At 43.0% G+C, this 20,421-nt stretch carries 18 protein-coding genes; 6 read left to right on the top strand and 12 right to left on the bottom strand.

Annotated features, from left to right (window positions below):
- Positions 1 to 258: 258 nt before the first annotated feature.
- The 3 genes from AB4375_RS13270 to AB4375_RS13260 all read right to left on the bottom strand — a co-directional run bounded on the left by AB4375_RS13270 (position 259) and on the right by AB4375_RS13260 (position 1,763).
- Complete coding sequence (locus AB4375_RS13270) at positions 259 to 828, bottom strand: YceI family protein (RefSeq protein WP_017064630.1); 570 nt, start codon at positions 826 to 828, stop codon at positions 259 to 261.
- The gene (locus tag AB4375_RS13265) at positions 825 to 1,364 is read right to left on the bottom strand and encodes a cytochrome b (RefSeq protein ID WP_017067366.1); all 540 of its coding nucleotides are present in this window, start codon (positions 1,362 to 1,364) and stop codon (positions 825 to 827) included. Before AB4375_RS13265 ends, AB4375_RS13270 begins: the two co-directional genes overlap by 4 nt.
- A gap of 153 nt (positions 1,365 to 1,517) precedes the next feature.
- On the bottom strand, positions 1,518 to 1,763 hold the full coding sequence (locus tag AB4375_RS13260) for a DUF2164 domain-containing protein (protein ID WP_017059821.1): 246 nt from the start codon (positions 1,761 to 1,763) through the stop codon (positions 1,518 to 1,520).
- Positions 1,764 to 2,015: 252 nt separating this feature from the next.
- Between AB4375_RS13260 and AB4375_RS13255 the strand changes: the two genes are divergently transcribed.
- Positions 2,016 to 2,651 (top strand): hypothetical protein, encoded by a 636-nt coding sequence (locus AB4375_RS13255; RefSeq protein ID WP_017069925.1) that lies wholly within the window; start codon positions 2,016 to 2,018, stop codon positions 2,649 to 2,651.
- Between the two features lie 575 nt (positions 2,652 to 3,226).
- The gene (locus AB4375_RS13250) at positions 3,227 to 3,964 is read left to right on the top strand and encodes an EAL domain-containing protein (protein WP_004730894.1); all 738 of its coding nucleotides are present in this window, start codon (positions 3,227 to 3,229) and stop codon (positions 3,962 to 3,964) included.
- 179 nt (positions 3,965 to 4,143) lie between these two features.
- On the opposite strand, the gene AB4375_RS13245 is transcribed toward AB4375_RS13250, so the two are convergent.
- Genes AB4375_RS13245 through AB4375_RS13235 form a run of 3 tightly spaced genes read right to left on the bottom strand, consistent with a single transcriptional unit; the run spans position 4,144 to position 9,343 of the window.
- Positions 4,144 to 7,203 (bottom strand): efflux RND transporter permease subunit, encoded by a 3,060-nt coding sequence (locus AB4375_RS13245; protein ID WP_372051769.1) that lies wholly within the window; start codon positions 7,201 to 7,203, stop codon positions 4,144 to 4,146.
- Complete coding sequence (locus AB4375_RS13240) at positions 7,200 to 8,255, bottom strand: efflux RND transporter periplasmic adaptor subunit (RefSeq protein ID WP_372051767.1); 1,056 nt, start codon at positions 8,253 to 8,255, stop codon at positions 7,200 to 7,202. Before AB4375_RS13240 ends, AB4375_RS13245 begins: the two co-directional genes overlap by 4 nt.
- Positions 8,255 to 9,343: an efflux RND transporter periplasmic adaptor subunit gene (locus AB4375_RS13235; RefSeq protein ID WP_372051766.1), complete on the bottom strand. Its 1,089-nt coding sequence runs from the start codon at positions 9,341 to 9,343 to the stop codon at positions 8,255 to 8,257. Before AB4375_RS13235 ends, AB4375_RS13240 begins: the two co-directional genes overlap by 1 nt.
- Positions 9,344 to 9,493: 150 nt before the next feature.
- Here AB4375_RS13235 and AB4375_RS13230 point away from each other — a divergent pair, with 150 nt between their 5' ends.
- The gene (locus tag AB4375_RS13230; protein WP_017069888.1) at positions 9,494 to 10,237 is read left to right on the top strand and encodes a TetR/AcrR family transcriptional regulator; all 744 of its coding nucleotides are present in this window, start codon (positions 9,494 to 9,496) and stop codon (positions 10,235 to 10,237) included.
- A 115-nt stretch (positions 10,238 to 10,352) separates the two neighbouring features.
- Here AB4375_RS13230 and AB4375_RS13225 read toward each other — a convergent pair whose 3' ends face one another.
- The 3 genes from AB4375_RS13225 to AB4375_RS13215 form a co-directional block, all read right to left on the bottom strand.
- Complete coding sequence (locus tag AB4375_RS13225) at positions 10,353 to 11,624, bottom strand: DEAD/DEAH box helicase (protein WP_017059829.1); 1,272 nt, start codon at positions 11,622 to 11,624, stop codon at positions 10,353 to 10,355.
- Between the two features lie 57 nt (positions 11,625 to 11,681).
- Positions 11,682 to 12,293, bottom strand: a complete 612-nt coding sequence (locus AB4375_RS13220; protein ID WP_017059830.1) for an ACP phosphodiesterase — start codon at positions 12,291 to 12,293, stop codon at positions 11,682 to 11,684.
- A gap of 205 nt (positions 12,294 to 12,498) precedes the next feature.
- Entirely contained in the window at positions 12,499 to 12,627 is a 129-nt protein-coding gene (locus AB4375_RS13215) for a hypothetical protein (RefSeq protein ID WP_017059831.1), read from the bottom strand.
- 446 nt (positions 12,628 to 13,073) lie between these two features.
- Here AB4375_RS13215 and AB4375_RS13210 point away from each other — a divergent pair, with 446 nt between their 5' ends.
- Together AB4375_RS13210 and AB4375_RS13205 are read left to right on the top strand one after the other, a co-directional pair.
- Complete coding sequence (locus AB4375_RS13210; RefSeq protein ID WP_102393231.1) at positions 13,074 to 14,297, top strand: aromatic amino acid transport family protein; 1,224 nt, start codon at positions 13,074 to 13,076, stop codon at positions 14,295 to 14,297.
- A 148-nt stretch (positions 14,298 to 14,445) separates the two neighbouring features.
- Complete coding sequence (locus AB4375_RS13205; RefSeq protein ID WP_017064641.1) at positions 14,446 to 15,870, top strand: methyl-accepting chemotaxis protein; 1,425 nt, start codon at positions 14,446 to 14,448, stop codon at positions 15,868 to 15,870.
- Between the two features lie 408 nt (positions 15,871 to 16,278).
- Here the strand turns inward: AB4375_RS13205 and AB4375_RS13200 are convergent, their stop codons facing one another.
- From AB4375_RS13200 to AB4375_RS13190, 3 genes are all read right to left on the bottom strand, one after another.
- Positions 16,279 to 17,004 carry an HAD-IA family hydrolase gene (locus AB4375_RS13200; protein WP_017059834.1) on the bottom strand — a complete coding sequence of 242 codons (726 nt, stop codon included), beginning with the start codon at positions 17,002 to 17,004 and terminating at the stop codon, positions 16,279 to 16,281.
- A 303-nt stretch (positions 17,005 to 17,307) separates the two neighbouring features.
- The gene (locus AB4375_RS13195) at positions 17,308 to 19,116 is read right to left on the bottom strand and encodes an HD domain-containing phosphohydrolase (RefSeq protein WP_017069886.1); all 1,809 of its coding nucleotides are present in this window, start codon (positions 19,114 to 19,116) and stop codon (positions 17,308 to 17,310) included.
- 60 nt (positions 19,117 to 19,176) lie between these two features.
- Positions 19,177 to 19,671, bottom strand: a complete 495-nt coding sequence (locus tag AB4375_RS13190; protein ID WP_017064644.1) for a hypothetical protein — start codon at positions 19,669 to 19,671, stop codon at positions 19,177 to 19,179.
- Positions 19,672 to 19,919: 248 nt separating this feature from the next.
- Here AB4375_RS13190 and AB4375_RS13185 point away from each other — a divergent pair, with 248 nt between their 5' ends.
- Positions 19,920 to 20,399 carry a CreA family protein gene (locus tag AB4375_RS13185; RefSeq protein ID WP_017064645.1) on the top strand — a complete coding sequence of 160 codons (480 nt, stop codon included), beginning with the start codon at positions 19,920 to 19,922 and terminating at the stop codon, positions 20,397 to 20,399.
- Positions 20,400 to 20,421: the final 22 nt, after the last annotated feature.

Genomic DNA, 20,421 nt, shown 5'->3' with positions numbered 1-20,421 from the left:
CTATTAGGGATTAGTAGTTCAATTAGATAACTCAGTCATGGCAACGTTGACTGGCTAGAGGCAAATGGTGGCTTTTAACGTACTAAACGGTTTGACACAAAACAGACCTAAACGCGTTGCCATTTATCTCAATAAAAAAGGCGCAAAGTGAAAACTTTGCGCCTTTCTCTATTTCTAACTGCTGACCTATTTAGTATCGACCAAACTTTTGATATTTCTAAATAATGTTGATACCTGTCAGAGAGCTAGAAAGCTAGATTACTTTTTTACGCCTTCAACGTGTAGTTCCATGTCTACATAGCTTGAAGCGCCCATTACTGGAATGTTGAAGTCAGCAAGTTCTAGACGAGTTGTACCCACGAAACCAGCACGCTCACCGCCCCAAGGGTCTTGACCAGCACCGATGAATTCAGCTTCGATAACGATTGGCTTAGTTACGCCGTGAAGCTTAAGGTCACCCATTACTTCAAGTTTGCCGTTGCCTTTATCAACCACTTTTGTGCTGTTGAATGTCGCATCAGAGAATTTACCTGCATCAATGAAGTCAGAGCTACGGATATGCTTATCACGTTCTGCGTGGTTTGAATCAAGGCTTGTTGTATCAATAGTTACGTTTACTTTTGATGCTTCAACGTTGCTTTCATCAAATGAGAAATCACCTGAGAATGTGTTAAAACGGCCTTGGATAAAGCTATAACCTAGGTGGCTAACTTTAAAGTTAACTGAAGCATGCGCACCTTTTGTATCAATCACGTAATCAGCGGCGTTCGCAGCGAAAGGCATTGCCATAGCAAATGCTAATCCTGTAGCGATAATTGACTTTTTCATTTTGAAGCTCCTATCATTTTTCGTAGCGTATCGTCTTTGTCGATAACGTGGTGTTTTATCGCCGCTAAGGCGTGCACTGATGCCATAATGATCAGTACCCATGCAGCATAGTAGTGAACCGTACCTGCGAGATCAGATTGGTTTGCAAACAGTTCGCCCATACTTGGTACAGTGAACCAATTGAATACCTCTATCCCGCGGCCATCTGATGTCGAAATCAAATAACCTGAAATAAACAAAACCGCTAAGTTGATGTACATGAAGCCGTGAGCGATCTTCGCTGCTGCAACTTCATAGCTTTTACCTTCCACTTTAGGTGACGCGGTAACTAGTTTCCAGACCAAGCGGATAACGGTAACGGCAGCCAAAAGAATGCCTACCGAGCGGTGATAGTCTGGCGCTGTTTTGTACCACTCGCTGTAGTATGAAAGATCAACCATCCACAGGCCTACACCAAATAAGCCAAATACCGCGAGAGCTGAAATCCAATGCATCGCTCTTGCTAAAGGGTTGTAATTTCTAACGTTGTTGTCCATGCATCTCTTCCGAATGTTAACGAGTAGTGTAGTTTCGAAAAGCGTACCCTACACCAAGTTTGTGTAACATATTATTTACCAAGCTTTACATTGGTAACATCATTTCAAATTAAACGAGTTATTCAAATTATTTGAACAAGTTTGGGCTAAACGTTAGATTTCAACGATTTGTTCGATCTCGTAAAGCTCATCTGAGATATCTAACATTTTACGTTCCATGACTTTTTGAGCGTCTTCTATCCCTTTGTTGTAGTAAACCGCCCCAAACTTTTTACTTATGAAATCGACCAAGAATTCCGTGTCGAACTGACCAAGCTCCACATCAAGTTCATCCTGCAGGTACTTTTGGAGCGTATGAGTAAGCTCAGATTTTTGTTTCGAATCTAATTGAATGGTCATGAATGTTTCCAAATAAAGAGTAAGTAGATCAATTGTGATTTGCTGACTAGACTATAGTCGAGGTAACTAGCTAGAATTCCTCATAATTTAGAATACAGACCTGTAGAGCGCCAGTGCTATCCATAAAATCACTCAGCAATGGTTAATTTTGATAGAGAGATCAAGAACTCGCACTTTGACGATAGGTAACGGAACCGCAATTACCGTACTATTGCCCATCAATAAGATAGTAGCTGTGTATAAGGGACTTCATTGTTATTAGATCTAGTGATTAAAAGCGTTAATCAATTTCAAGACGATTGCCTAAAGCTCTGTGAACGCCACTACCCTACTGTACACAATCAAGGGATCAGTGAGCACCATATAGGTAAGGCATTTGCCCGCCGAATGGAGCACACCTTCGTTAGCTTTAATCATGCAAGCAACATCAGCCCACTTGAAATGCTTTCTTCTGGCGAAACGCCTCGACACTTCCGAATATCTTCCGAAATTGGTACCGTTTGGATGATCAGTCATCATATGGTGAGCGCCGGGAAAACCTGTCGTAGAAAGTTAATGTTGGACATCCATAATTGGCAACAAGAGTATGGATTTTCCATTCAACCCAATGACGTTTTGATCATTGTCTCCGACCATTGGATTAGCCGAAGTAAAAACAGTGGTGAATTATTGCATTGGTGGATGGGTGAACTCCCAGACGAGATCACGGAATATAGCCAACAAGGTATCACGCTAAGAGAGAGTGATTCTCAATTCGCTACTGACTTAAATAATAATTTTAAAATCAGCCCTTGCTTCATTAAATTTGGACACCCTTTAAAGCGGTCAGGAAATCAACAACTGGTTCGTAAATACCTGCAACTTTACGCAGTACTTCAATGGCAGTAAGAATACGGGTCAACTTTTTTAATCAGTCTTGAAAGTAAATAGTTAGACCTCCATCCCAATATTTTATAAAACCCAACTCAAGCCCTACCCAATAATCAATCAAAATTTATCTTCGATAAAATAATAACTTATCAGCTCATCGTTCATATTTTGAGAAGTAGATATCATTTATATGCAAACAGAGTTGTTTGTTAATAATGTAACTTTGACACTCCCCCATAATTTAAGCCATTAACACTACTTTTCTCTGGTGTATCAGCGTTCTAGCCTTATATTGGTTGGGGTTAATATGTGAGACGTTACTCAGCCATTAGATTCACTTAAACTATCAAACACAGTCAATGATAAGTAAATTTAATGGTTAATGTCATTTATCATGCTGATTTTTCGTTAGTTATATTAATTTAAATATTGACGTTACAAATGAATTTTTATTAATTGACAATTTAGTAACACCTGTCAATATTGTGACAGCCGTGACGTATATTCTCGTCATTAAATAAACACCTTTATTAGCGACTATGATTTTATCAGACAGAAGTGAATTTATTAGCTGTATATCTGTGGATGCCGATATGCAGTTTATTGCGAAATATCAAGACCTAACACTTAGAAGTGTCTACCAACCTATATTTGATTCTTCTATGACTCAGATAGGTGTAGAGGCTTTAGTTCGAATTTCGAACAGCAAAGGTGCCATTGTTCGCCCTGATCACTTCTTTCATTCCGACGAAACCTCATGCACAGACAAAATTAATGTCGAGAGGCTGAGCCGAGCCATTCATATACGCAACTTCGCACAGTCGACTATTCGTCATTTACACCTTTTCTTGAATGTTCTTCCTAATGTTGGCGAGTTATTTGCCGCAGAGAAAGTGAGCGATAGCTTGTTAGCTAAGCGCCTGCATGAGCTTAACTTATCGTGCGAACAAATTGTGATGGAGTTGGTCGAGCTTAATGTAGAGAGTGAAGAACGTTTGAAAGACGCAGCCCATTCATTGGCGGAAAATGGTTTTCAAATCGCTGTTGATGATTTCGGAACACAAGCGTCAACAGAACAGCGGGTTCGCCATATTAATCCTCATATCATCAAGATAGATCGCTCTGTGATGTTGGATTTTGAACAAGGCGACACAAGTGAAATGGAGTTGGCCCTAAAGCTTGCTACTCAAATCGGTGCGAAGACGGTAATCGAAGGGATAGAAACCCAACAACAACTCGCAGCGATGCAAAATTTAGGCTTCGATATGTATCAAGGTTATCACTTAGCCATGCCAAAGCCGATTGAGTTAGACATACGGCTAGCAATTTAGAATCGCCCTATTGTTCTTAAAGCCGCTTGCCCATTGAGTAGCGGATTTTTTAATGCTTGCCTATTCGTACCCTCTTACCGCTCTCACGTGTCAACACATTTCAGGACGGGACAACACGCATAAAAAACCCAGTCAAATTTGACTGGGCTGGCTTAAAAGAATCTGTTTTATATCATTCCCTAATAACCCGCAGTGGACGGTTTGATTCTATATAAAATAGCGAACATCACCGGTACTACTATTAGCGTTAGTACGGTAGCAAAGCCTAAGCCTGCCATGATGGTAATCGCCATCGAGCCGAAAAATGCATCGAATACCAAAGGAATCATACCCAAGATAGTCGTTAATGCTGCCATAGATACCGGTCGTACACGACTAATCGCACTGTCGACAACCGCTAAATATGGGTCTTTACCTGTTGATAGCTCACTGTTGATCTGGTCAAGCAGTACAATGCCGTTCTTCAAAATCATGCCGCTTAGACTCAATAAGCCAAGGAACGCTGTGAAGCTGAATGGCATATTGGTACCTAACAGACCAATTGAAACACCAATGATAGAGAGTGGAACCGTAAACCAAATCACAAGCGGCTTACGAACCGAGTTAAACAGAAGCATCGTGATGATAAACATCAGCAAATAACCCATTGGCAGTGAACCAAACAGAGATTCTTGCGCATCTTTAGAGCTTTCGTACTCACCACCCCAGCTAATGCTGTAGCCTTCTGGTAAATCTAATGCTTCTACCTTTGGTTTCACACGAGCAAACAGACTCGCTGGCGTTTCATCACCAAGAACATCGTGGTCAGCCAATACTGTTAGCGTACGTTTTCTGTCGCGACGCTGAATCAGTGGCTCAGACCATTGAAGCTCTACGCCATCAATCACTTGCTCAACTGGGATGTAAGTTTGTAGTGATGGGCTCCAAATCTTCACATTGTTTAGCGATTCGAAATCAAAACGCTCTTCTTCCGGTAAACGCGCCACGATAGGTAACATATGAGTACCATCACGCAGTAGGCCGATGTTGTAACCGCCAAACGCCATCTGTAATGTCTCAGACAAGTCAGTTTTTGAAATGCCTAGGCGACGAGCCTTAGATTCGTTGAACAGTGGTACAAGTTCTTTAGTGCGTTCACGCCAGTCATGACGAACATTTCGAGAGCCTGGATCGGCAAGCAAGATGTCTTCGACTTCAACTGCAATGTTACGCAGTACTTGTGGATCGGCACCGATAATACGCGCTTCAATTTTTGAAGCGGGTGACGGACCAAACTCAATCAACTTGAACTGGAACGTTGGTTGCTCAAATTCGTTCGCTAAGTCTTTGTCTAGCGCCGCTAGAGCCTTAAACATAGTGTCGCGGTCAGTGGTTCTTACTTGTAACTGGGCGTACGCTTCGTAGCTTTTCTCTGGTTGGTAAGTCAGTGCGAAACGTTGCATGCCCTGCCCAACCGTTGTCGTTACAAACTCCACGTCGTCTTGCTGGCGAATGTAGCTTTCAACTTTTTCTGTCTGCTTGATGGTTTCACGAACATCGGTGCCTTCTGGCATCCACATGTCTACGTAAAACATTGGGGTATTTGACGGCGGGAAGAACTGCTGCTTCACCATACCAAAACCGACGACAGAAACTGCTAATAGAGCGACCATACTAACTACAGTAAGCCATCTAAATCGAAGTGCTACTTTCAGACACGCACCGAATACCACAAACAGAATGCCTTTGTATGGGTCTTCGTTCTCATCAACCTTGTCTTCTTCTTTAAGCAACATCTCGGCAAGGAATGGCGTTAGTGTTAGTGCAGTTACCCAACTCAAAAACAGTGAGAAACACAGTACCCAAAACAGTGAACCCATGAATTCGCCTGTCGCATCCTTCGACAAACCAATCGGTGCAAACGCTGTGATAGCGATAATGGTCGCACCTAACAGTGGCCATTGTGTTTGCTTGACGATGTCTTTCGCTGCTTGAAGCTTGGTTTTGCCTTTCTTCAAGCCCACCAAAATACCTTCAACGACAACAATCGCATTATCCACCAGCATACCCAGCGCGATGATCAGTGCCCCCAGAGAGATGCGGTGCAGTTCAACATCGTTGTAATCCATCAGGATGAAGGTACCGAATACCGTCAATAGAAGAACCAAACCGATGATCAAACCACTGCGTAAGCCCATTGCGAACAACAATACAATGATAACGATGGCTACCGCTTCAACTAGGCTGATTAAGAAGTCAGCCACAGATTTGTCTACTTCTTGCGCTTGGTTGTAGAAGTAATTCAGTTCTACACCCGCTGGCTTAATGCTTTCTAGGCGATCCAGTTCCGCATCCAGTGCTTTACCAATCTCAACCACGTTTACACCAGAAGAGAACGCAATACCCAAGTTGATTGCTGGTTTACCGTTGTACGTTAATACATTGCCCGGCTTTTCTTGAATACCACGAGTTACTTCAGCGACATCTTTCAAGCGAATCAGGTTACCTGTATCGCGACCATGAATGATCAGGTTTTCTAGTTCTTCAACCGTGCTTAAGGTGCCGTTTGGCTTGATCGTAAGGCTTTGACCATTCAGCATCACCTCGCCTGCCGATACCACACTGTTTTGCTGTGTTAGCAATGCTGTCACCGTCGACATATCTAGGTTCAATGCGGCTAAGCGTTCCAGTGACATCTCAACAAACAGTTGTTCTTGTTGGTCACCTGCAATGCTAACTTTACCGACACCGTCAACCAGTTCGATTTCACGCGTTAGGTAATCTGCGTACTGTTTGAGCTCAACGTAATCGTAACCATCACCGGTCAGCATGATCATCACACCAAACACATCACCAAAATCATCGATGATCTGAACGGAATTTACACCACTTGGCAGTGTTGGTTGTAGATCGTTGATCTTACGGCGCATTTCATCCCAGATCTGAGGCAGCTCGTCTGGACCGTAGTCCATCTTCATACTGACCATAATTTGGGACATACCGTTCGATGATGTCGAGGTAATCTTGTCGATGTACGGAAGCTGTCTTATCTCTTTTTCTAGTGGGTAAGTCAGCTCTTCTTCAACTTCCATTGACGTAGCGCCAGGGTAAGTTGAAATAATCATTGCATCTTTAATGGTAAAAGCTGGGTCTTCTAAACGGGATAGATTACCAAAAGACGTCACACCGCCAATGGCCAAAATGACTAGAAACAGCCAGCTGATTACTTTGTTCTTTATTGAATATTCTGCGATGTTCATTCTGCTTTTCCTGACAATTGGATTCCGTCACGGAGTTTTCTTAAATTCGAATTTACGAGTAGCTCACCTTGCTCAACACCATGAGCGATGAGTGCGCCTTGGCCACTGATCTTGTCGACTTCTACTTCGCTTTTGAATGCTTGTCCGTCTTCCATTTTCCACACATAGAACTGATTCGCTTCAGAGCCCGCTTCTAGTGTTGTCATTGGTAACTGGTAGCCTTGAACATCGCTCAGGCCCGCTTTCGCCATATCTACATTGACCGTAACGCTCGTGCCCGGCAGAATTTCACTTTCAGGCTGCTGCATCTGCATCCAAAACTCGTAGGTACGGGATTGTGGGTGCAGTTCACTGGTGTGTTCTAGATACGTCAGTGGATATTGGCCTGTGTGACCGCCAAAGGTCGCCTCAGGACGATAGCTATTTGAACGCATGTCTGGGCTAATTGACGCCAAGATCGAATCTGATACTTGAATTCGCACATACACCTTGTCGTTCTGGTACACACTCAGTAGTGTTTCTCCAGGCGTCGTATTTTCGAATCGTTGCTTATCGACAGTTGAAACTGTTCCTGAGAACGGCGCTAAAAGTTCTGTGTAACTCAGCTTGCGTTTCGCCGCCGCCAAATTCGCCGATGCGAGCTTATAGTTAGCCGTTAGTTGGTCTAGCTCTGACTGCGACAACATCTTGCTACCAAACATCTCCGTACCACGGGCTAACTGCTTGCTTGCCAGTTTGAATTGAGATTGAGCATCAGTCAGATCTTGTACGTACGTTGCGTTATCTAAGGTGGCTAATAACTGCCCTTTTTCGACATTGTCGCCCGCTTCTACTAATACTTGTTGAATCTCGCCTGCTAGCTTAAATGCCAAGGGAGTCAATTCAGCTGGCATCACCTGTCCATTAAAACTTCTGAACTGATTAGTAAGCGGTGCGCCAACTTCAAAGGTAGAAACCAACAAAGGTGGTTGTTCACGGTGTACAGCTTCATTGTTACAGGCTTGAAGTAACAGAACCGACGCGACAACAACTGATAATTTTGAAAGGTTCATTAAATACCGCCCTCACGAAGCCAAGCTTTTACTTGTTGTCCGTCTGATAACACATCCACACCCGCTTCAACGATAAGGTCACCAGACGACAATCCGTCGATAACCTTGCCTTGCTCATCAAGAAGGACTTGTACTTTAGAAATCAGTTGAGAGTCAGGGTTATAACGCCATAGTTCACCATGGCCTACGTCTTTGTTTAACCAAGCTGAATCCACAATACCAATGCCGTAGTCAGATTTACTTTTCTGAACTTCAACTTGCGCTGTCATACCAGAAAGTAGATTGATGCCTTCTGGCTTTTCGATAGACACAACCGCTTGGTAGCTGTTGGTATCTTCATCTGGTTGCGTTGAGATTTCTTTAAAGCGAGTCGGGATACGAATGCCGCGGTGGCTGTCCATCACAACCCACATGTTTGAGCTCGTTAGGTCTTGAATAGAACGGTCTTCAAGCTTTGATACTGGAATTGAAAACGTCACATCCATTTCACTGTGATTCAAAATATTCAGTACAGGCTGCTTTTCTGCGATCAATTGATATTGCTTTCCAAACACCATCGATACCACGCCATCGAATGGAGCAACTAAGGTGGTGTAGCCAAGGTTTGTTTTTGCTTGGTCCAACTCAACTTCAGCGGCAGTAAAGGTGTTTACGGCTTGGTCGTAGTAATCGGTACTGACCAGTTTTTTCGCATACAACTCAGAAGCTTGTTTGTATTGGCTGTTCGCCAGATCAAATTTAGCTTGGGCTGCGTCAACGGCAATACGGTAATCCGTCGCGTCTAATACGGCTAACACCTGACCTTTCTTCACTTCTTGTCCCATACGAACATCGAAGGTTTCTATATCTCCACCCACTTGGAAAGAAAGTGCCGCACGGTCGGTTGCATCAACCTTTGCAATGAAGCTATCGAGATCAATATCAGTCTGTTGTGGGATTTCGAACAGCTTGACTGGCTTGATTACCTGCACATTTTCCTCTGACTGAACTTTGTCACATCCAGTTAGAGAGCCTGCGAGCAATAGTGCTGCAATAACAGATCCCATGCGCTTGCTCGATATGGCATTGATAGACAAATTGAACTGCATGATGCCTCTCCGTTTAATTATTATGATTTATTACACAGGTGGGCAGTATATTTAATATTAAATAATTCTCAAGCTTTACTTTCCACTTGTGCAGTATTTTTTATTTCAGTAAAAACAGTGTAGAATGTTGTAATCAGGTAATTATGTGAAATGAAGATGACCGAAAAGAAGCAAGGTAGAAGAAGTGCAAAAGACGCCGAAGAGACGCGTTTTTTGATCATGAGCGTTGCCGCAGACATGTTCTGTGACTTTGGCTACGATCGTGTATCACTGCGAAACATCAGTGAAAAGGCAGGCGTCTCGCATAGCCTTATCCGCCACCACTTTGGTAGCAAAGAAAAGATTTGGCATGCAATAAGTGATTGTTTACACGATTATTTTCAGTCTTACATCAGTAAGATTATGGAAGAGCTGCCAAAAGATGTTGCGCCAAATATCGCTATCTACCTGTTTAGCATGCGTCTGTTCACCAACATGATTCACTCACGTAGGCCAATGCAGCTTATTTCAGACTCTGTTCGCCAAGAAGACAACCTAGTTGATTACTTCATCGACAATGTCGGCGATGTTGAAAAAGAGATTAACGGGCTTGCTGCTGAGTACAATGCAGCTAACCCAGACAAAATGATCAACATTTACGAAGTTAAATGGCAAATGATCATGTACGCAAACGGCGCTGTATGCCTCACTCCCTTTATGGAAAGCACTTGGAATGAAGGCGATATGGTCACCTCTCCTGAAGATGTCCTACTTAAGCATTGGCAGCTTTTCAACACGCAGATGGTCAGCAAGTTCAATATTGATGAAGAGTGGGTTCTAAACCCAACCTCGATTGAAGAGCTGATTTATGAAGTGCCATGTGAATGGAAATGTAACCAGGAACATAAAGCTTAATCGGGTTCATACCCATGATGAGCTTATAAGATACAAAAACGCGCCGTTACAGAAGTCACTGTAACGGCGCATTTTTATATGTATAGATCTTTAAACTGGAGCTTTGTCCAGCTTGTTAACGACGTGCTTTACCGCGGTTTTGGTGAATCTTAAGCTTCGCTTTCATCTTACGTTTTTCTGATGAACGGCTCTTGCTGCGACCACCACGATCGGGCGCTAGATCTTTTTCAAGGCTTGGTTCAAAGCCCTCTAGCCACTCTTGAGGCAAGCGCGTATCAAGTAATCGCTCAATGTCACCCAATAGGTAAGCTTCATCCTGACTCATCAAAGAGATCGCTAAGCCGCTGTTACCCGCACGGCCAGTACGTCCGATGCGGTGAACATAATCTTCTGCTTTAAATGGCATGTCATAGTTCACAACTTGTTCTAGCTGCTGAATATCAATACCACGAGCTGCCACGTCGGTTGCGATCAACGCACGAACTTTGCCTGACTTGAAATCGTCTAGGGCTTTTTGACGCGCACCTTGGCTCTTATCGCCATTGATTGATGCCGCTTTAATGCCGTCTAACTTAAGCTCTTTAACGAGAGCATCAGTGCCCTGCTTAGTCTTTGTGAACACCAACACTTGTTGCCAGTTTTTTGAACCAATCAAATACGCTAATAGCTCACTTTTACGCGACTTATCTACCGGGTAAACCATCTGTGTTACGGTTTCAGCGGTGCTGTTTTTTGGCGTAACTTGGATTTCACTTGGCTTCTGCATCATACGGTGTGCAATCGCTTTGATTTTGTTATCAAACGTTGCAGAGAAGAACAGAGTTTGACGCACTTCGTTCATGCGAGAAAGAATACGCTTGATGTCAGGCATGAAGCCCATATCTAACATACGGTCAGCTTCATCCAGCACCAGTACTTCCGTTTGGCTCAACATGATGTTTCTAGTGAACATGTGATCAATAAGACGACCAGGCGTCGCGACAAGAATATCTGCGCCACCGCGTAAGTTATCAGTTTGCACCTTCATGCTAACGCCGCCGTAAGCCACCACGACTTTAATGTCGGTGCCCTTTGCGTAGCTAGTTAAGTTATCGAAAACCTGTTGTGCCAATTCACGAGTTGGCACTAATACAAGCGCACGAACGAGCTTAGGGTTCGGAATAACGTTGTCTTTTGTCTCGATTAATCTTTGAATAATCGGTAAACCAAACGCAGCCGTTTTACCTGTACCCGTTTGAGCACCAGCCAGTACATCTTTGCCTTCTAATACCAATGGAATTGCTTGTTCTTGAACACTGGTAGGAGCCGTAAAATTAAGCTCAGACAACGTGGCAAGAAGATGCTCAGATAATCCTAGTTGGTTAAAAGATTTTGTAGATTCAGACATAGTATGATGCTCAAAGATTAAATAGGCGCGGATTGTAGCAAACCTGCATTACGCTGTTTACCTTTCCTTTTGATTTTTCTTCATTTGAAGCGCATTAAACTGCTTAGCTTCCTCTAAAACGTTGGGATAAAGCTCATTAAAGTGACACTGCAACGTATCATAGTGACGTTCGAGGTCATCGTAACATGCCTCGAGCATACCGAGCTTAGGCCTTCTCAACGCCATTCGCTGCAACACCACCTCTATAGATGACATGTCTTGATAGCTCTCTAACCATCTATGCTCAGCCATTTTCTGATGAACCATAACGAAATTTTCAGGCCAGTGTGGCTCTTGATGTTCAAAGATCTGCTCATGGCTATCTAAACAAAAACGCTCTAATGTCTGCTGTGAAAACTGATCCCAATGATTGGCTAAGCAGTGATCCCAAAATACATCGAGTGCGATAGGCGCAAAGCGTCGTGTTTGGTCTGAGAAAAGTGATTTTGCAGAACGAGATACATCATGACGATCAGTATAGCTATCAACAAATCGATGAAGCCTAATACCGTCAGAAAGGGAATCAGAATAGTGTTTATTAGGGTCGCCTTTAACAAAATCACCTAACAGGTTACCTGCTAAGTTGCTGTTACAGTGCTTGGCGATGTGAAGGTGTGCGAGAAAGTTCATTGAACCTCATTAAAGTATCGAGAACTAAGTAACATGGTAAACGTACTCGTTTATCTTCGCGAACTTTAATGAGGATAGTTTTGGTATGACGTGTGAGCGAATACGATTTGCTCAGTTTAGAATTGTTTGCTTTGAGAAGCTTTAGCTAAGAAAACTTTTAGCTTTAAAACGTTTCAGTTGAAACTGAATTAAAGATCTTAAAAGCTTAGTTCGAAGACTTGAAAAGCTCTTCTGCTAACTGTTTCACTGTCTGCTCATAGTCAGACAAATCAATGCCAATTTCCATAGCATCTAACAACTCTAGACTTTCGTCGTTATAAGATTGGTCACTCATTGTGCCCCCTCTATTCCTTGATGTGGACATGATGTCCGATTAACTAGTGCACCATCTTGGACTTATATTATGTCACTTTGATGAACGCACTCTACTCTACCCATTCCATATTCATAGCTTAAAGCTACTCGCGATCATTAACGCTTTTTTGCGCTAAAGGGGTATACGCGAACGACATATGTACTGCCACCTTACACCAAGTACAACAAATTACTGTATAAATTTTGAAACCGATCATGGTCAAACGTTTGCTTTGCTCAATTGAATGCTGACACGCCCCTTTGTGTAAATATTAATTTACAGTGGATGTTTTTAATTACAATAAGAATTGCATTTGGAATTAAACTCAATCAGAATACTTCAAAATCGAGATATTCTTTGGGTTTATGCGCTTAAGCTAGAAGAATTACAATGAAAACACACCCTAACGTAAAGAATTATATACAATGAATAAATCAAAGGTTTTTGGTAGTACTTTGATCATTGCAGGCACAACCATTGGTGCTGGCATGCTCGCTCTTCCACTTGCTTCTGCAGGTATTGGCTTTTCAACTTCACTTTTCTTGATGCTGGGTTTATGGGCGTTAATGGCTTTTACTGCGCTATTAATGGTAGAGCTTCACCAATTCGCAGAATCTGACGCTACCCTACACACGTTAGCTCATACCATTTTGGGGACAAAAGGAAAGTGGATTGCGAGCTTCGCGGTGATGTTTCTTTTCTACGCTCTGTGTGCGGCATACATAGCTGGCGGCGGTGCGCAATTTAACCAACGAATTTCGGATATCGCGGGTATCGAACTTAATGCTCAAATCACCACGCTTCTATTTACCCTATTAGTTGCCGGCGTTGTTACGATTGGTACACACAGTGTTGATAAAGTTAACCGCGTTTTGTTTGGCTTAAAGCTTATCGCGATGGTTTTGGTACTCAGCTTCCTAGCGCCAAACATTACCTCTCAATACTTAATGAGCATGCCTTTACAGCAAGGCCTGATTGTTGCGGCTATTCCGGTTGTGTTTACCTCTTTTGGTTTCCACGGCAGCATCCCATCAATTGTTCGATACCTAGATGGTGACGTTCGTTCTTTACGTAAGGTAATGATTATTGGCTCGGCACTGCCTCTGGTTATCTACGTTTTCTGGCAAAGTGTTACTTTGGGCGTGATTAGCCAAGAGCAGTTGTTGTCTGACACAAGCTTGGGCGCGCTATTAGTCTCGCTATCGCAAACGGTTCATCAATCCAACCTAAGCGTGATCGTCGGTGTGTTTGCAGACCTTGCACTGCTGACATCTTTTATTGGTGTGAGCTTGGGCTTATTTGAATTCATGGGCGACTCACTGAACAAGAAACTAGGTAACGCAAAACGTGTTAAGACAGCTGCTATCACCTTCTTACCGCCACTGGGGTTTGCCTTATTTTACCCACAAGGCTTCATCATGGCTTTAGGCTACGCAGCCATTGCACTTTCAGTGCTCGCGATTCTGTTACCAACAGTGATGGTCTACAAGGTTCGTTACACTGATTTCTCTGTCAAACCACAATCTTCAGAAGCCAGTTACCAAGTGTTAGGCGGTAGCAAAGCGTTGTTTTTAGCAGGTAGCGTTGGCGTATTTATCATTGCGATTCAAGTTCTTATTTCAGTAGGGTTACTGCCTTCTTTAGGCTAATAAACCTATACAGAACTAATTTACTTGATTCAGATCTCATAAATGACATATCACTATCATTAATTTTCACAATTAGTCGATTGAAGTCACATTTTTATTGAGGTCGGTTATTTAGAGTCCACGGTAAAGGATTTACCGTGGAGTTTTTATGAAAGAAGTACAATTTCGAACGATAGACAAACTGTTTATTAAGATGTCGATCAACGACAAGTTTTGGGTCATTTTCTTAATCTTTTTTGCCGCTCTGGCAAGCCTAGCTGGACTGAACTACGTCAACAAAATGGAACACATTGACGTAACTGCAAAACAGCAGGTCGAGTATCAACTGCAAGGCATTTTATCAGCATCAGATTCCCCGGCATCTGTTCGCTCTGTTAGCCAGCAAACTCGCGCTCAACAAACCACTATTTCAAATAATGGTTCTGTGACTGCCACAGCACTCGCACAAGATGGCAACTACTACTCACTTACCGTTTCAACTAACGATATACAGAATCAAAAGCAGCAAGCACTGTACACTTTATTACTGAGCTTCTTGTGGTGTGTGCCTTTTGGTCTTTTCTGTTACTGGGTAGCGACTTTCCTAGGCGGCGCACTTTGGGTTCTTTATTCAACGACTCAAAAGATTGGTGATGGTGACTTAACATCACGCCTTGGCTTCCACCCTGGCCGTGATGAGTTCGGCACGATTGGTTGTGCGCTTGACCGTTCAATGGACACGCTTAGTGAGTTAGTCAACAACGTAAACCACAGTGCAGCAACGCTAAGCGAAACATCGGCTTCTTTCGAAACTGAGATGAAGCGCAGCGAAACACAAATCATGAGCCAAAATGCCTCTCTAGACTCTGTAGCGACAGCAATGGATCAGATGACAGCTTCGGCAAATGAAGTCTCTAACATCTCTGCACGCTCAACTGAACAAACAGAACAAGACGCGCAGCAAATCAACGATAGCCACGCGAAGGTTCAACAGGCAATCTCGGAAATCACCACCCTTTCTTCTTTGATTGAGCAAACCTCATCTTCTGTTACTAGCTTGAATGTGAATACGAGCCAAATTAACGAGGTCATCACGACGATCAATGCTATTTCAGAGCAAACTAACTTACTTGCTTTAAATGCCGCGATTGAAGCCGCTCGTGCGGGCGAGCAAGGCCGAGGTTTCGCTGTTGTTGCTGATGAAGTAAGAACACTGGCAAGCCGCACTCAGTCGGCTACTGTAGAAATCCAAGCGATGATTGAACGCTTACAGCAAGAGAGCCAAAATATCGCGAAGATCACCGAACAGACGGTTGACCAAGCGCAAACCAGTAGCCAGTTGATTTCAAACATTGGTCACGACGTAAACTCGATTGCAGATTCAGCTCAAGCGCTAATGGACATGAGTATCCAAATCGCAACATCAGCCGATGAGCAAAGTAACGTTGCCAATACGATTGCAGCAGAGCTTAACGATATTCGAAGCCAATCCGATGTGATTAAAGACGTGGCTCAGAATTCTTCAAATGGCGTATCTAGGCTAACAGAAGCGTCGGTTTCTCTATCTCAGACATTGGCACGCTACCGAACTTAAGGATCAACTGGTGAACTAGCGGCGTGAATTGAAAACAAACTAATGAGGACTCGTAATGGGTCCTTTCTTTTTGGCTTTTGTTTAATAACATTACAAGAACCATGGTCAATAACGATGACATTATCAATTATCATGAAGCAAGTCGCAAAGGAGAGATTAAGAAGTGTCAGAACTGTCTAATATTCGAGCTTAGGAGTAATCTAATTGAACGGGTCTTTTTTCGCTTACCCACTTGCTGCAGGTGACACATAATGAATAAAACAGAAACACCAAACACCGACGACATTACATGCCCTTTATGCCAACACGACGAGTATCTGCTTTCAGAAAGTGGAGAAAAGTTTACTTGTGCATCTTGCGGTTTCCACACCAAACAATTTAGTAAGGTAGTCAGCCTTCAACTAAGCTCTACCCCACCAAAGCTGCAGAATTCGATATACCACCATTTGAGCAGTGCTTGCCATTAATCCAAACTGAAATTTCTTCTAAACTGTAGATATCCTGAGCCGCGAGTTCTGCTGAGTCGGCTTCGGGATCTACGATTGCTTCATCAATACTCGGGCGTAATCGAAACGATTGGATACCCGCGCGAACACCAGCCTCAATCCCTTTCAACGTATCATCCACGTAGATGCACTCATTTGGCAGAAAGCCCATGTTCATGGCCGTGTACATGATTAGATCAGGCTCTGGCTTCCAGCTGTTAGCATCAAAAGCTGAGAACACTTTGCCTTTGAAGTCGTCTAGCATGCCTGTCATCGCCAATGAAGATTCAACCCTAGATTTCGGTGCATTGGAAGCAATACAAAACTCGATGTCTTGTTGTTTGAGGAATTCAATAAGTTCGATAGCGCCATCCATCGGTTTTAAATGACGCTGGAACAGTGCTTGTAATTCATTGCGATATAACGGCTCAAGTGTATCAATCGAGATAGATAACCCAAGACGTTCTTGTGTATCCATTAAGATGTCGGCTAGCTTCCCGCCTTGAAAGTGCGCATAGCAGTCGTTGACGTTTAGCTCCGCTCCAAAGCCAGTGAAAACGTTCACCAAAGCTTGGCAGCACAGCTTTTCACTATCGATAAGTGTTCCGTCACAATCGAAAATCACACATTTAGTCTGTTCTAACCGCATAGGTATCTCACTCAGATTGAATCCAAGTTTTATCCTATAGTGTTCTTTCAATGCGCGAGATGATTGAGGTAACAGTTTGCAGATACATGCTTATTTCTCTTCGCGAAATATGGAGTTGATCACTTTATCGCTCAGCATAAGCAACAGTTTTCATTAAATTAACCCAGATTCTACGAAACCAAATACTGCGAGGTTTACATAAGCGACTCAATTTCAGGAGAAAATATAAATCACTACTTCCTAGCCGGATCGTGGTGAATCGATAAAAAAAATGGCTTATAGGCTACTCAGATAGAGCGACAATTAGCTAACAACCGACTCTTCTAAGACCTTAGCTTCAAGCGAAGGTGAAGACGCATATTCTACAGTTCCAGTATCGGGGTACGAATCTCGGATAGCGACAAACTCGGATAAGTGTTTCAGTAGCAATTTAGTTAGCTGAGGATCAAACTGGTAGCCACACTCTCGCTCAAACAAATCGACCACCATATCTAACGGCCACGGTTCTTTGTAGCAACGTGCACTAAGCAGCGCATCAAACACATCGGCTACGGCAGTGATACGAGCAAACAGGTGTATTTCATCACCCACTTTTCCATTCGGGTATCCAGCACCATCCCAACGCTCGTGATGTTCGTTAGCAATGATTGCCGCGAGGTTGGTAATATCACCCGCTCCGCTCTTTAGTAAGTTATAGCCAGCCGTAGTATGAAGCTTCATCACCTCCCACTCTTGGTCGGTTAATTTCCCAGGTTTATCCAAGATTGATTCAGGGACTGAAATCTTACCCACATCGTGCATTGGGCTGATGATCTCAATCATCTCGACCTCGCGATGGCTCAAGCCACGATACTTAGCAAGCAGTGCAGACAACTTGGCTACACGCTTAACGTGATTACCAGTTTCGCCAGAGCGGGTTTCAATTGCCTCTCCGAGAACATGAATCATATCCTTTTGAATATTCAAGGTCTGTTTCTGAAGCTTTAAGATTCGTTTGTTCTTATTCGCCAACTCTTTCTTTTGGCGCAGAGTGACAAATTGCATCAAGATGATCAGGCTCAAACCCGCAATCACCATCGACAGCCCCAATAACAACTGGAAGTTTTTGCGAATAAAGGATGAAGGCTCGTTAATGAAAACCGCTTCGTCAGGTAACGCGTTTCCACTAATCCCGTATCTCTTCATTGCAGGGTAATTGAATACAAAACGTTTGTTGTCTCCGGGAGTTAACGGTGTAGTAAAACCAAGTGGAAGGTATTTATCCAACGCATCGACGGCCTGTTCACCCATGCTTTGTGAGTGATTAACGTAACCACCGAGTACATCACCCGAAATATAGAACTGCCATAAAGCAAACACCGGAGCAGCACTCGATTTTGACAACGTATCCGCAATCTCTTGGTAAGTGTGATAAACCCCTTGCTTTAACTCGGTGTTGTAATGACTGAGCAATACCGCATCGTCCGCAGAGATCCCTTCCAAAAATTGGCTCGTATGCTCCAGCGACAAGTCGCGAATTTCTACGAGATTGATATTTGAAAATTCAGCCATCATTTTCTTCATTTCTTTATGAATCAATTCAGACGTGACACTGTAATCATTTACAAAATAGAGATTCTTTAGATTAGGTCTTAATTTGGAGATCAGCTTAATATTAACGTCTATCTGATCGTTCTCGTAAAGCACAGTTGCTCTGTCAGACACCGCGTACATGTCGGTGCTGAAATCATTGATGCCAGCTGCAACGACAGGTGTGGAGCGATCAATCAAATTAGGCAGAGATTCAAGAAAATTGGCTGCGTTATCGTCCGTCGCAATTACGCCATCAAATTTATAACCTGCATACTTCGCACGTAAGTAGTTCGCGAGAGAGTCGTAATACTCTGGGCTGTGGACACGCTTTGAATCCAAATACTCTATTGAGAGTTTAACTTCGGTTTGAGACTGGCTGAACGCACTGTCTATCCCTTTTTGGAAGTCAGCAGTCCATTGATAAGAAGGTTCGTATGAGTGTAAAACTAGGATGCGTTTAATATCCCAGTCGTTAGCAAAACTGAGTGAAGAATAAGCGCTAACACATAATACAGCGATTGATATCAATAGCTTGTACATACAATACCCTTTAAATAAAACGGGGTATTGTACTTAGATTAACGCTTTGTCAAAGAATCTTTAGTTCTCGATCCATACTTTATCGCAAGAAGCATGATCTTGTGCCCAAAAATCGTGTAACTGCTTAGCAAAGTTGTTGATACTTTGACCATTTTCAGCAACGACATCCGAGATCAATAGGGAACCATCCGCTTCTGTGACGATAGCGCTCGCCACAACTTCACCGTTTTGAGTACCAATATATAATACATGATCGTCAGAAAGCATAATTTGGCTCAAGAACTCAAGCATGTGTGCCCTTTCGATTTCATCTTGGTAAACGCTTGCTTGGTTGAGTGAAAATAGCACGGTCAATTTATGGAAATCGACTTTATGCAGTTCATCAATTTGGGAAGGAGTTTGATCTTGTGCTAGGAGTTGGTATGTCTTGGATGGAAGTTTGCTTTGATAAAGTTCACGGCCGAGGAGGCTCTCTTTTGCGGGGTAAGCAATATCGAGCTGACTAAATAGCCATTGGTTTTTCTTGTGTGCAATTTCAGGTATTTCGTTATTCATTCTTTTAGTACCTACGGTTAGTATCCCCAAATATCGCAGTTATTTGGAAGACATACGGTCGGCTGAGGTGCCGAGCTACAAGCAGAGAGCATACAGAGCATGACCAAGGCCAACAAGTACTTTAAATGCTTCATATTTTTCATTATCCAACAACATCCTTTAAGAACTTAACGAAAAGCTCTACACTCGTATCCAAGCTTTCAATATCCTTATAGTAAACAGAACTATATAAATAAAAAGGACTTCTTATGAAAAAAGCCTTAATAGCAGCAGGTATCGTGACAATGTTAGCTGGCTGTTCGGACAACGAGGTTGGCGACGTCTCACTGGGTTTCTTCACAATGAAGGATATCAAGATGTCTTCATTAGATGACGATAAGATCGCGGGTGTTACCTGTCATATCGCATCAATCGAAGCAAACCTTAGCCTTTCTGATCCAAGTGATAGCTCTATATCTTGTCGTCAAACAGGTGAAATTACACCAGAAATGATTGCTCAAATAGACAAGAGTAAGTCTGGCGAAGTGGTATTCAAGCAATCGAAAAGTATCTTCTTTAAAACAATGAAGGTTCGTCGTATCTACGATGCAGAGAATCAGTCGCTGCTCTACTTGTCTTACACCACCAAAGAAACAGAAGGTAGCTTCAAACACAGCCTTTCAACTGTTCCACTATGGGGTACAGAGGCTTACGTTGATCCAGCGACGTTAGTACAGCCAACCGAGTAGTTTCAAACATATAGTTAGTTGA

Source organism: Vibrio sp. 10N.261.51.C6, from assembly GCF_041471785.1.
Classification (GTDB): domain Bacteria; phylum Pseudomonadota; class Gammaproteobacteria; order Enterobacterales; family Vibrionaceae; genus Vibrio; species Vibrio crassostreae_C.
Note: the sequence above shows the minus strand (reverse complement) of the source record. Positions and strands in the feature narration are given on the sequence as shown.